General features: G+C 68.9%; 9 protein-coding genes and 1 pseudogene. 6 read left to right on the top strand and 4 right to left on the bottom strand.

Going from position 1 to position 12897, the window contains the following annotated elements; all coding sequences use genetic code 11:
• The first annotated feature begins 151 nt into the window (after window positions 1-151).
• A complete protein-coding gene (locus DEJ43_RS09460) occupies window positions 152-1285 on the top strand; it encodes an NsdA family TPR-like regulatory protein (protein WP_015033116.1) in 1134 nt (377 codons plus the stop codon).
• Here the strand turns inward: DEJ43_RS09460 and DEJ43_RS09455 are convergent.
• The gene (locus DEJ43_RS09455; protein WP_015033115.1) at window positions 1269-2045 is read right to left on the bottom strand and encodes an NUDIX domain-containing protein; all 777 of its coding nucleotides are present in this window, start codon (window positions 2043-2045) and stop codon (window positions 1269-1271) included. The genes DEJ43_RS09460 and DEJ43_RS09455 overlap by 17 nt on opposite strands.
• 93 nt (window positions 2046-2138) lie before the next feature.
• Window positions 2139-4109: an AAA family ATPase gene (locus DEJ43_RS09450; protein ID WP_015033114.1), complete on the bottom strand. Its 1971-nt coding sequence runs from the start codon at window positions 4107-4109 to the stop codon at window positions 2139-2141.
• A gap of 205 nt (window positions 4110-4314) precedes the next feature.
• On the opposite strand from DEJ43_RS09450, the gene DEJ43_RS09445 reads away from it, so the two are divergent.
• The 4 genes and pseudogenes from DEJ43_RS09445 to DEJ43_RS09430 all read left to right on the top strand — a co-directional run bounded on the left by DEJ43_RS09445 (window position 4315) and on the right by DEJ43_RS09430 (window position 6961).
• Window positions 4315-5649, top strand: coding sequence for an SRA domain-containing endonuclease (locus tag DEJ43_RS09445; protein ID WP_015033113.1), 1335 nt, complete (start codon window positions 4315-4317; stop codon window positions 5647-5649).
• 180 nt (window positions 5650-5829) lie between these two features.
• Window positions 5830-5916, top strand: a pseudogene (locus DEJ43_RS37760) (glutamine synthetase); the annotation flags it as partial.
• 23 nt (window positions 5917-5939) lie between these two features.
• Entirely contained in the window at window positions 5940-6365 is a 426-nt protein-coding gene (locus DEJ43_RS09435; RefSeq protein ID WP_233447931.1) for a hypothetical protein, read from the top strand.
• Window positions 6366-6466: 101 nt separating this feature from the next.
• Entirely contained in the window at window positions 6467-6961 is a 495-nt protein-coding gene (locus DEJ43_RS09430; protein WP_015033110.1) for a GNAT family N-acetyltransferase, read from the top strand.
• Window positions 6962-7026: 65 nt separating this feature from the next.
• On the opposite strand, the gene DEJ43_RS09425 is transcribed toward DEJ43_RS09430, so the two are convergent.
• Window positions 7027-7458 (bottom strand): VOC family protein, encoded by a 432-nt coding sequence (locus DEJ43_RS09425; protein WP_015033109.1) that lies wholly within the window; start codon window positions 7456-7458, stop codon window positions 7027-7029.
• A gap of 110 nt (window positions 7459-7568) precedes the next feature.
• Window positions 7569-9647: a PIG-L family deacetylase gene (locus DEJ43_RS09420; protein ID WP_041662313.1), complete on the bottom strand. Its 2079-nt coding sequence runs from the start codon at window positions 9645-9647 to the stop codon at window positions 7569-7571.
• A 258-nt stretch (window positions 9648-9905) separates the two neighbouring features.
• Between DEJ43_RS09420 and DEJ43_RS09415 the strand changes: the two genes are divergently transcribed.
• Entirely contained in the window at window positions 9906-12893 is a 2988-nt protein-coding gene (locus tag DEJ43_RS09415) for a bifunctional [glutamine synthetase] adenylyltransferase/[glutamine synthetase]-adenylyl-L-tyrosine phosphorylase (RefSeq protein ID WP_015033107.1), read from the top strand.
• Window positions 12894-12897 lie beyond the last annotated feature (4 nt).

Genomic DNA, 12897 nt, shown 5'->3' with positions numbered 1-12897 from the left:
CATCTGGTGCGCACCAGATGCAAGCCCTTCGGTCTACTTACCTTCGGTGTGCGTCTCCAGAGAACGACCGAAGTGGGGTGTCCCGGTAGCCAACTGGGGTTAACCTCAAGGGGGTTAACCGGCTCTCACCTGGGGCTTTACAGGAGGTGGCGTGGCTAAGGGGTTAAGGGCGCTCAGGACGGCGCGTGGCTGGTCGCAGGATCGACTCATCCACGAGATGCGGCGGTTCGCAGAGCAACGGCTACTCGACATTGCCTCGGCAGCCAGCCTGAAGACCTACGTGTCGGAGTGGGAGAACGGTCGACGAACCATCACGGATCGATACGCCGGTATCCTCCGGCCGCTCCTCGGCGCCACCGATGTCGAACTGCGGGGTGACGCCGAGGCGCCCGAATCTCAGGTGGATGGCTACTCGGACCTGCTGAGCCGGATCGACGCGGCAGGCAGTCTTAGTGAGTCCATGGTCCCTTCGTTCCTGGCTCAGACCGAGCTGCTCAGGACCATGGACCGACAGATGGGCGCGACCGGCCTGGTAGACCAGATGAACGGCCATCTGGCGGCGATGGAGGAAGCGTTGACCTTCGCTGTGTTGCCAGGGGCGCGAAAGCCTATTGCGACCGCGCTCGCGGGAGCGTCCACTCTCGCCGCGTGGCAAGCGCTGGACGCCGGGGCAGTGGACAGGGCATGGCGAAGATACGAGCTGGCCAAGAAGGCCGCTCTGGATGCCGAGTCTCCGCTCTACCTGGCGCACGCCATGGGCGAGCAGGCGTACGTTCTCGCGGACGCCGGCCGTCCTCACCTCGCCGTGGAACTGGTGCGGGATGCCCAGCGCACCCACACCGAGCGTCAGTCGCCTCGGCTGCGGGCGTGGCTCGCGGCGGCCGAAGCCGAGCTGTGCGCTGCTGTCGGCCCCGGGATGGAGTCCGCGGCGCGGGCCGCACTTGAGCGGGCGACCGAGCTCCTGCCCGACGATGGCGAGACGCGCGACGCCGACATGCTGAGCATCTTCCTCAATACCGGTCACCTGATGAGGTGGCGCGGAAACGTGCTCGCCAAGCTCGGTGACGCCTCAGCGATGGAGGAGCTGTACGCGTCGCTCGACCGAGCCGACGAGTCCTTCGTGCGCGCGACCTCCGGCCTGCACTGCGACCTCAGCCAGGCGCACCTGGCCCGGGGCGAGCTGGACGACGCGCGCTCGCATCTCCAGAAGGCCAGGTTGCTGGCGAACCGCACGGGCTCCGTGCGGTTCCGCCGACGGGTGGAACTCCTTACCGGTCGCCTCTAGTTCGGGTGGCAAGGATGTGGAGCAGGGCCACGAGCGTGCCGGAGCCCATGAGCTTGCCCTCGGACATGAGACGAGGAATGTCGTCGAGGGGGATCCAGGCGATCTCGCCTGCCTCCTCGGCGTCGGTCGGCTCGCTGACCTTCTCAGCTCCCCGGGCCACGAAGATCTCATGCGGGGAGTCGACCATGCCGATCATCGGCTGGTAGCTGACGACGTGCTTGACAGGGCCGGGCCGCCAGCCGGTCTCTTCCTCGGTCTCTCGGGCCGCCGTGGCGGCGGCGTCCTCGCCCGCGTCCACGATTCCGCCGGGCAGCTCCCAACCCCACTGCTCCGGAACGAAGCGGTAGCGCCACAGCATGAGTACGCGGTCTTGGTCGTCGATCACGGCGGTGATGGCCACGCGGAAGAGCCGGACGACGTGATGCTCGAAGCGCTCGACGCCGGGAGGCTCGACGTCGACCAGGTCCAGCGTCACCCATGGGTTCTCGTAGACGTGGCGAGAGCCGTGGATCTTCCACGGCTCCATCTCCGCTGGCGTCGGGACGCTCGCGCTACCAAGGACGCGGTAGGAGCTGCGGTCGTGAGCCTTGATGAAGTGCTCGTTCGCCAGACGTGCGAGTACCTGACGCAGTGCGGTACGGCCGATCTCAAGCTCGCCGGTCAGCGTCCGCTCGGACGGCAGCTTGTCGCCGGGTCCGTAGCGGCCTGACTCGATCCAGGATCGAATCGTCTCGTAGACCCTCTGCGTCTTGGGTCCCATCCTTGGCGCACTCTCCCGGGTAGTCGGTTCCTGCATCTCAGCGTAGCGGCGAACAACCCTGAGGGTCTCCCCCATATGACTTTCCCTCACAACCTAGGACGGTTCAGGATCATTGTCCGACATGAATCGCTCCAGGGCCGCAGCCAAATCTACTGGTGGATTTTCAATAGCAGCAGCAAGTTCACCTCCGTCTTTTGTCTTTTTGAAGCGGCGCCCAAGGAAATGCATATAGATGCCGTCTAGAATCTCTTCCCCAGGTGCCCACTTGATCAACTGCTCCTCTGTCATTTCCGACACTTCGCGGCTAGCTACCTCCCAGAGGTCGCGAAGGTCAGAGCGCATCCGATTAGGGTCAGGAAGGCGCCCCTTAATTACTTCCCAGAAATCCTCCTCGGATGCCCCAGACTTCGCCAAAGTGCCACGCATCTGATTATCTACAAGCCGGACCCCAGGGAGCCGGCGCGCAACTCGATTGACGACCATGAAAGGCTTCAACTCTTCAATGCTCTGGTGAATCAACTCCTGCACGGCCTCAGGAGTTGCCTCACACTTCAGGCCCGACTCGCGAGCCAGTACGGAAGTAATCGCATCAGGGGAGAGTAGGTAGTTTTCGATTTCTCGACAGCCGAGAACGTACACGTTCCCTGCTCTCGTCAACTTATCCACGACCTCAGGGGTCAGCTCATCCCTATCGCGAAGATAGAGGACGTGTCGCGCCCCAAGGCGATCTGAGTGCGTCAACCACTCAACAAAGAGGTTGGCGAACCGTGCGTTATCGCCACCACCTCCAGGGATTACCGACACCCTCGGATTTCTCATTATCTCGGGGAACCACGTGTTGAGAACGTCTATATCGGAGGGTCCCTCGACTACCAGGATGCGGTCAGCCGACAGGACGTCGGAAATCCGAACGCCGAGAGAACGGAGTAGTTCTAGCGGTGGCTCGTCAATCATAGAAAGTTGTGAAATTCCGTTACTTCGCGTAATTTGCCAAAGCTGATTTCCGCCGGGGGCCCAGTCCAACATTACCGGGCTGTGTGTGGCGGCAATGATCAGTCGATCTGATGCCCACTCTTTCAAGAGGCTTAGCAGTGCCCGTTGTGCAGCGGGATGCAGGTTCGTCTCCGGCTCCTCGACAACAAGAGTTGAGGGAGATTTTTCTGTTAGGCCGACGACGAGAGTCAGCAGTAGCTGCTCGACGCCCGTACCCAACTCCTTAAGGTTGTGCTGAAAACCTCCATTGAAGGGATCAGTGAAGGCGACAGAGAGCCGATTACTTTGCGTTGGAGTTTCCAGTCTGCCGACATCTGGGACCATTTGCGAAATAATCGAACGCAATTTATCCATAAGGAGTGAGCGGTTCGTTTGAAGGTCAAGTAGAACCGCAGGGAGATTACTTCCAGTAGGATCGAGGAGGCTTTGGCTAGAAAGCTCCATGGACCGGGGTGATCCTCCCCGTAGCGCCTTAAAGTGGTAGAAGCGAGATCGCCAATTGTTGAATGCATCCCATAGCGGGCGCAGTTCGTTTGAGTGAACATGGAGGCTCTCCAGTGCACGATCCACTGCTCCCTCTATGCGCTTAGACAAACCGATGCTGCCGAGAGGGGTGCCAGACTGGTCAGGGCCAATTGCGAAATAGCTGTACTGGTGGCCGTTGGGAGATTCGGCATACGCTACGGCGACCATCCCGCTTTCCGGCCACTCGGCTGTGATCTGGGAGATGATGAACCCCTTGTCTGGAATGAGGTCGAATATGAATTCGACTTTCCTGAAGGCCTCCTCTTCCCTTTTGATTCCAGTAATGCGTGAGAGTATCTCTTTCCGCGTCCCCTTTGATAGGCTGAATGTGGCTATTATGCGGGCAGGGGCCTGGCATTGGGCGTTCTGGTATCCCATTCCAGGTCCAAACTCGGCAATTCCAGCAATGATATCCAAGCTGGACAGTAGGGACGACTTCCCTGCGTTATTAGTTCCCGCTACGAAGACAAGGCCCGTGGGCGGCAGTTCCCATTCGGCTTTCTGGAAAGCTCGGTAGCCTTCGAGGGTGACACGGCACAGTTCCATGAGTGAATGCTGTCATGCGAGCCACCGTGACGCAGCGTTTTCGATGGTTGGGAGCCTGAGTTCCGGCCGTGGTGCGGCGGGTGCCGTTGGAGGTGCAGGGAGTCTGGTGTTTGGGTGCAAGCGCCCAGTTGGACAGGCTCCGCGGCTCGTCGGTGTGCTGTCGTAGCCTCATGGGGTTGATCTCATCGACCCAACGGGGGTGGGCATGGCGACGTGGCTTCTGGCGTGCAACCAGGAGATGTTCGAGCTCGACAGGTACCGGCAGGATGGGCACAGCCTCAGGTCCTGGAGCGTCGGAAGGCACCTGAAGGAGCTGGCTGCCGGCGACCAGTTCGTTATGTGGGTCACGGGACCTCGCGGAGGGCTTGTTGGCCGCGGGCGCATCACCGGAGTGCCGACGCAGCAGCCGAGCGCCCCGGATGAGTACTGGCAGCAGGACCCTGGAACGCGCTGGTACGCGCCGCTGGTCATGGATGAGTGGCTTGCGCAGCCGATACCGCGGCAGCGATTCAAGGAGGACCCGCGCTTCGGGGAGCGGTCGCCTCTGGGCACCCTGTTTGCCTCAAATCCGCACCGGGTGACGGAGGAGCAGTGGAGTGCCTTCGAGGAGGCTTTCACTGACGGACAGGTTATGGACACCACGCCTGCCTGGCACCTCCTGCCTGGCCAGACCATCAAGCGCAAGGAGCTGCACGACCGCTACGGTGGTAGCCGCCAGGGCGGTATGAGCAAGTGCGCCAAGTCGAACAACGTGCTGCTGTTCAGCGATCCCAAGACGGGGCACCAGCACGGCTACTTCGACAAGTGGGCTGAGGACGGCACCTTCCACTACACCGGCGATGGACAGACCGGACCGCAGACCTTCGACAGCTTGGGCAACGCGTCTACTCGCGACCACGTGAAACTCGGGCTCGCCTTGCGACTCTTTGAGGGGTCGCGCGGCATCGTTCGGTACGTCGGCGAGTTCGCGGTGGACCCGGAGCAGCCGTACTCCTGGGGCGAGGCACCGGAGACGGGCGGCGGCCCGCTCAGGCCTGTCATCCAGTTCCATCTCGCGCCAGTAGGCCGCTCTACTCAGCCGGCGAGCGTCCCGGTCGGTTGCGGATATCGCGAGGCGGACGAGTCAGTCGCGCCGTCGCCTGCTCAGCTCAGCCCTTCTGACTCGGATCTCGTCGGGAGGAACCTCAAGGCGCACCGCAAGCTGCAGAACGACCTGGCCAAGGCTGCTGCCGCGCGTGGACTGGATGTGTTCTCGCCAGGTGTCGCGGACCCCGACTTCGACCTCGGATGGCGTCTGACTACTGACGAGCTGACGGTGTGCGAGGTGAAGTCGCTGACACCGGCCAACGAGACACGTCAACTGCGCGCGGGGATCGGTCAACTGCTCGACTACCACGACAGGCTCAGGGACAGGGCCGCTTCTGTAAGGGCCGTTCTGTGGGTGGAGCGTGAGCCCTCGGACTCACGATGGGTCGCCCTGTGCGAGAGAGTTGGGATCACCCTTGCTTGGCCCGGTTGTGAGGACGACGTGCTCGCGTGAACTCCTGCCGGCGCGAGAACCATCAGGCGCGCGTCCCAGCCGAACCGGACAGGACTGGGCCGTCTGTGGGCCGTCCCGGGGCCGCCATCCGTAGCCACAGATACCCAACAACAACCACATGGGAGACGATCTCAAGTGCTCGTTTCAGCTGGAGCTGAGGTGCCCTCAGCGTCTCGTCACTTCCTCCGCAACAAGAAGCAGGAGTGGGAGGAGTACCGCTCCGAGGTCACCGCCTTCGAACTCCGCAAGAACCTGCCGGTGCTGTAGGCGCGGAAGGGCCGGTGCGGGGCGTGCGCGGTGCCGAGCTCGTGCCCACCGTCGCGAACCGGGTGGCCAACGCCCTGCTCGGCGCCCTGCTCGCGGCCGGGTGCGCCGCGTACGCCGCCGAGGCCGACGGGGCCCGGGTGTGGGCGGCCGTGGGGCTCGGGGCGGGGGGCGTGGTGCTCGCCGTGCGGGGGTACCGGGCCGGCGTCCGGTGCGAGGCCGAGCGGCTCGTCGTGCGCGGGTTCCTGCGCACGCGGGTCGTCCCGCGCGCGGCCGTGACCGGCGTGACCGGACTTCCGGCCGTCCGGTGGGTCTCCGCACGGGGGCGGAGCCGGTGGACCCCCGTCACGGCGTTCGCGGTGGTGTCGGGGGAGACCGGCGCCGCGCGGGCGCGCAAGCGGCAGAACACCACGAGGCTGCGGCGCTGGGCGGCCGGCGGGCGGGCCGGCTGACGCCCGGTGTCGGCCGGCGGGCGGGGCACCTGGCGCCCGGTCGCGGCCGGCGGGGGGGAAATGCGTTGCCCGGCGGGCCGGTGCCGTCCCAGACTGCGCGGGTGAAGATCCTCTCCGTCGCCACCGCGCGACTCCTGCTGCATCCGCTGACCGTCGCCGAGGCCGAGCGCATCGTCGCCCGGGAGCCCGGCGACGGGGACCGGTGGGGGGAGGGGTATCCGTCGGACGGAGACGTCCGCGCGAACACCGGGTTCCTGCGGGGCGCCGCCGAGCGGGGCCATCCGGGAGAGTTCGGGCTCTATGAGATACGGCTGCTCGACACGGGTGTCGCCGTCGGCGGGATCGGGTTCCACGGCCCGCCCGACGAGGTCGGCTTCGCCACCGTCGGATACGGTCTCGTGCCCGCCGCGCGCGGGAAGGGGTACGCCTCCGAGGCGCTGAGGGCGCTCCTCGAGATCGCCCGGACGGCCGGCGCCGCCGGGGTGAAGGGCGACGCCGACCTGGACAACCCGGCCTCGCACCGGGTGATGGAGGCCGCCGGGATGCGGTGCGTGGCCGAGGACGACAAGCTCCGGCACTTCTCCGTGGCGTTCTAGTCCGGACACGGCCCGGGGGGCGCCCGGCCCGATCGGCGAGGCGCCCCCCAGCGGCTGTCTCCGGCTCAGCGCTCCGAGAGCTCCGACGGGGCCTCCTGGACCACCCAGCCGTTGCCGTCCGGGTCCTCGAAGGTCATGAAGGAGTTCCAGGTCTCGCCCTTGCCCGGCTCCCAGCCGTTCTCACCCACGTGCTGGACCGGGGAGACGTCGATGCCACGGCCGACCAGCTCCGCCCGGGCCGCCTCGATGTCCGTGACGCAGAACTGGAGGCCCTGCAGGGTGCCGGGGGCCATCTCCTTCGTGCCCGGCATCGCCGGCATCCCGCTCAGCAGCGTCAGCGAACAGCGCGAGCCCGGCGGCGTCAGCTGGACCAGGCGCATGCCCGGTGCCAGCTCGGTGTCCAGGTCGACCGTGAAGCCGCACTTCCCGGCGTAGAACTCCTTGGCCTCGTCCAGGTCCGTGACCGGGACGGGAACGACTTCGAGGGTCCAGTTCATGGGGGGTCTCCTTCACGCGCGACCGCGAACACCAGGGCCGTACCACCGTCGCCCAGGAACGCGCCGTCGCGCACGCCGAATCGCCATTCCCGCCCGGTCTTTTCCCGGACTCACCGGCCGGCGGGCGTCCAGTACAGACGGCCGTCCAGGCCGATCGCCGCGACCCCGTCCGTGCCCGCGTCCGGCGCCCCCGCGAACAGGAACTTCTCCAGCTTCCAGGCCGGCGCCGCGCCCGTCCTGCCGTGCGAGGCCGTCGCCAGGTACCCGGTCCGGGAACGGACCGCGAGCAGGGAGTCGCCGCCGCTGACCGGGCCGAAGCCCGCCACCCGGCCGCGCAGCTCCTTGATCGGGGAGACCGGGCCCACGCCGGAGAAGTCGGCGCTCCGCAGGTCGCCCGAGGACGGCTTGCGGAACCAGAGCCGGACGCCCTTGCCGGTCGGGTCCGGCGCCGCGCTCAGCGCCTGCGTCGTCGTCGGAAGCCCGGTCAGCGCCGGGCCCGTGAGCGGCCCGCCGGGGACGTGCTGCGACCAGATCAGGACGGTCTTCGGGGTGCTCGCGAAGACGTACGTCCGGCCCTTCGCGTCCTTCGTCGCGACCGGGTCGCCGGTCACCTCCGTGCCGCCGAGCACCTGCCACGGCCCCCAGCCGCCGTCCGCGCGCTGCTCGCGGGCGGTCAGCCGGCGCTTGCTGTCGCGCAGGAACACGGTCGTCCGCCCGTCGGCGCCCACGGCCACGGCCGGCGCGCTGATGTCGGAGGTGCCGAGCGCGTCGTTCTTCTCCGGCGTGCCGAGCGAGCGCCACGGGCCGAACGCCCCGCCCGGGGTGGTCTGCGTGGTGCCGACCACCTCCCGGTGGTAGTTCGTGAGCACCGTGCGGGTGCCGTAGACCGCGATGCGGCCGTCGGCCAGCCGCACCGAGGTGACCCCGCTGTCCAGGCCGCCGTCGCCGGGCAGCAGCTCCGGGCCGCGCCAGGCGCCGCCGCCGGCGGGCTTGCGCCAGGTCGCGAGGCGTCCGTCGAGTACGGAGAAGGCGTGGAGTCCGCCGTCCCGGTCCCGCTGGACCCAGGAGGTGGAGGTGCCGCGGGCGTAGCGGATGGTCGAGGTCCAGCCCCGGCCGGCCGGCCGGGCGGCGACCTTCAGGTCGCCGCAGCCCGCGATGGTGCCGCAGTCCTCGGCGCCGTCCATCCAGGCGTAGGTCTTCACGGTCTTGAGCTTCTCGCCCGCGGTCTGCGGGTCGAGGGTGTGCGGCAGCCAGGTGGTGGGGTAGCCGAGGTAGTTCTGCACGGCGACGTGCGGGTGGCCGGGGAGCTCGCCGTACCGGGCGAGGGCGGCCTGGGTGAAGCGGGCCCCGTACAGGTGGTCCTGGTGGTCGGTGATCTTCCCCTTCTTGTTCGTGCCGGGGCTCGGGTCCTGCATGCGGACGAAGGTGGGCCGGAAGCGGTCGAGCAGCCCCGCTATCGTGGCGACGACCTCGTCCTTCGTGTACCGGAAGTCGGCGGTGACCGGGGTGCCGGCGGAGAGCTGCGACTCCAGCGTGCTGATCCGGCCGTGCCAGAGGCCGTTGAGGCTGTGCGGGCGGTCCTGGTTGGTCGCGCCCGCCTCGCGTATCTGGAGCCAGACCAGCTTGATCTTCGGCTTCGCCCGCAGGGTGTCCATCTCGGCGGCCCCGCCGCCGGCGGTGGGTATCGCGACCCGGTCCCAGGGGCTGGTCCGGTCGCCGGTCACCATCTCGGCGTACGCCGCGCGTATGCCGTTCTGGCGGGCCTCGGCGTAGCCCGCCTTGTCGGGCTCCATGCCCTTGGCGTCCCGCGGGCGGGCGTTGACGCCGTCCGACTCGCCGGCCGTCAGGTAGACGGCGGTCAGGGGGTCTCCGGAGCGAAGCGACTGCGACACGTCCGGGTTCATGAAGTACAGGTCGTCGTCCGGGTGCGCCACTATCTGCATCACCGACGCCCCGGCCTTGTCCCGTGCGGCGCCGGTCGGCGGGACCGGCATCGGCTTCACGTACATCACCGGGTCGTCCGTGGGCGCGGGCGTCTTCGCCGTCGGCACCGCCTGGGCCGAGGGCGTGCTCGGCGTGCCCGTGACGGTGAGGAGACCGGCGACGGTGCCGGCCACCAGGACGGCGGAGACCGTCGTGGATATGGCCGTGCGGCGGGACGGGAGGCGGCGGCGAAGACGTACGGGCATGGTGGGTGGGCGCTTTCCAGAGGAGTCGGGGCGGCGGGGCATGCGGAGCCGGGTCGTGGCCGACCGGGGTGGTCCGCCCCGAGCAAGACGGACTTTCAAGGAATACGGTTCATCGCCCGGGAAAAGCCATTGATGTGCGGGACATCACGTGTGATCCGCTCCGGGGTGAAGCTCTGAACGCCCCCGCCCCCGGCTCCCGATAGGCTCGATCCACCCCGGTTCCACCACGGGGCTGACGTGCTCGGAAGGAGCGGCGGAATGACGGTGCCGGGACGCAGGAGCAGCACGTTCTCACGTCTGCTGCGGCACGGGTTCACCGACCCGTCCGGGGCCGAGCGGCTCCTGGACGTGCCCGGGCTCTCGGCCCTGCGCGGTGATCCCGTCCTCCTCGACGCCCTCGGTGCCACCGCCGACCCCGACCTCGCCCTGCGCGGCCTGGTCCGTCTCGTCGAGGCGCAGCCCGAGACCGAGCGGCAGACCTTCACGGCCACCCTGCTCGCCGCCAAGCCGTTCCGGGACCGGCTCCTCGGGGTCCTGGGCGCGTCCGAGGCGCTCGCCGACCACCTGGCCCGGCACCCGCGCGACTGGGAGTCGCTCGTCACGTACGAGGCGGTGGACCTGCATCCGGGGGTCGCCGAGTTCGAGCGGGGGCTCGCCGAGGCCGTCGACGCGGTCTCGCTGCGGGTCGCCTACCGCCGGTGCCTGCTGGCCATAGCGGCCCGTGACGTGTGCGGCACCACCGACGTCGCCCAGGCCGCCGCCGAGCTCGCCGACCTGGCGACCGCGACCCTGCGGGCCGCGCTCGCCATCGCCCGTTCGGCCGCACCCGCCGACGCCGCCATGTGCCGGCTCGCGGTGATCGCGATGGGCAAGTGCGGCGGCCACGAGCTGAACTACGTCTCCGACGTGGACGTGATCTTCGTCGGGGAGCCCGCCGAGGGCGCCGACGAGGGCAAGGCGATCCAGGCCGCCACCCGGCTGGCCTCGCATCTGATGCGGATCTGCTCGGAGACCACCGTCGAGGGCACGATCTGGCCGGTGGACGCCAATCTGCGCCCCGAGGGCCGCAACGGTCCGCTCGTCCGTACGCTCTCCTCCCACCTCGCGTACTACCAGCGCTGGGCGAAGACCTGGGAGTTCCAGGCCCTGCTCAAGGCGCGCGCGGTCGCCGGCGACCCGGAGCTCGGCGCCCAGTACATCGACGCCGTGTCCCCGCTCGTCTGGCAGGCCGCGGAGCGCGAGAACTTCGTCACCGACGTACAGAAGATGCGCCGCCGGGTCGTCGACAACATCCCCGCCGCCCAGATCGACCGGGAACTGAAGCTCGGCCCCGGCGGCCTGCGCGACGTCGAGTTCGCCGTCCAGCTCCTCCAGCTCGTGCACGGCCGCAGCGACGCCGGACTGCACAGCGGCACCACCCTCGACGCGCTCGCCGCCCTGGCCGCCGGCGGCTACGTCGGCCGGGCCGACGCCTCCCAGCTCGACGAGGCCTACCGCTTCCTGCGGGCCATGGAGCACCGCATCCAGCTGTACCGGCTGCGCCGCACCCACCTGGTCCCCGAGGACGAGGCCGACCTGCGCCGCCTCGGCCGCTCGCTCGGGCTGCGCACCGACCCGGTCGCCGAGCTCAACAAGGAGTGGAAGCGGCACGCGGCCGTGGTCCGCCGGCTGCACGAGAAGCTCTTCTACCGGCCGCTGCTCGACGCCGTCGCCCAGCTGGCGCCCGGCGAGATCCGGCTCAGCCCGAAGGCGGCCGGCCAGCGGCTCGAAGCGCTGGGGTACGCGGACCCCGCCGCCGCCCTGCGCCATCTGGAGGCGCTGGCCTCCGGGGTCAGCCGGAAGGCCGCGATCCAGCGGACGCTGCTGCCGGTGCTGCTCGGCTGGTTCGCGGACTCGGCCGATCCGGACGCCGGTCTGCTCGGCTTCCGCAAGGTCTCCGACGCCCTCGGGAAGACCCCCTGGTACCTGCGGCTGCTCCGGGACGAGGGCGCCGCCGCCGAGAACCTCGCCCGGGTCCTCTCCGCCGGGCGCCTCGCCCCCGACCTGCTGCTGCGGGCCCCGGAGGCGGTGGCGCTGCTCGGCGACCCGGGGGGCCTGCGGCCGCGCGGCCGGGACCATCTGGAGCAGGAGGTCCTGGCGGCGGTGGGCCGCGCCGACGACGCCGAGCAGGCCGTGGCGGCGGCCCGCGGGGTGCGCCGCAGGGAACTGTTCCGTACCGCCGCCGCCGATCTCATCGGCTCGTACGGCACCGAGGACAGTCCCCGCGAGCCCGATCCGGGCGCCCTGGTCGACCGGGTGGGGGAGGCGGTCACCGACCTCAACGCGGCGACGATCGCGGGCGCCCTGCGGGCCGCCGTGCGCGCCGAGTGGGGCGAGGAGCTGCCGACCCGGTTCGCGGTCATCGGCATGGGCCGCTTCGGCGGTCACGAGGTGGGGTACGGCTCCGACGCCGACGTGCTGTTCGTGCACGAGCCGCGCGAGGGCGTGGACGAGCAGGAGGCGGCGAGGGCCGCCAACCGGGTGGTCGCCGAGATGCGCCGGCTCCTCCAACTGCCCACCGCCGACCCGCCGTTGCTGATCGACGCCGATCTGCGGCCGGAGGGCAAGAGCGGGCCCATGGTCCGCACCCTGAAGTCGTACGCGGCCTACTACCACCGCTGGTCCCTCGTCTGGGAGAGCCAGGCGCTGCTGCGCGCCGAACCCATGGCGGGCGACCGGGAGCTGGGCGACCGCTTCATCGAACTCGTCGACCCGCTGCGCTATCCCGCCGAGGGGCTCGGCGAGGACGCGGTCCGGGAGATCCGCCGCCTCAAGGCCCGGATGGAGTCCGAGCGGCTGCCGCGCGGCGCCGATCCGACGCTCCACGCCAAGCTGGGGCGCGGCGGTCTGAGCGACGTCGAATGGACGGTCCAGCTCCTCCAGATGCGGCACGGCTGGGCGGAACCGGGGCTGCGGACGACCCGTACCCGGGAGGCGCTCGCGGCGGCCCACGCGGCCGGTCTCATCCCGACGGAGGAGGCGCAGACCCTGGACGAGGCCTGGGTGCTCGCCACCCGGGTGCGCAACGCGGTGATGCTGGTGCGCGGCCGGCCCGGCGACACCTTCCCCTCGGACCCCCGTGAACTCGCGGCGGTCGGCCGCTACTTGGGTTACGAGGCGGGGCACGTCGGCGAGATGGTCGAGGACTACCGGCGGATCACCCGCCGGGCCAGGGGGATCGTCGACGAGCTGTTCTACGGCGCGTAACCGC

Source organism: Streptomyces venezuelae ATCC 10712, assembly GCF_008639165.1.
GTDB lineage: Bacteria > Actinomycetota > Actinomycetes > Streptomycetales > Streptomycetaceae > Streptomyces > Streptomyces venezuelae.
The sequence above is the reverse complement of the archived record's forward strand: the minus strand, read 5'-3'. Positions and strand labels throughout refer to the sequence as shown.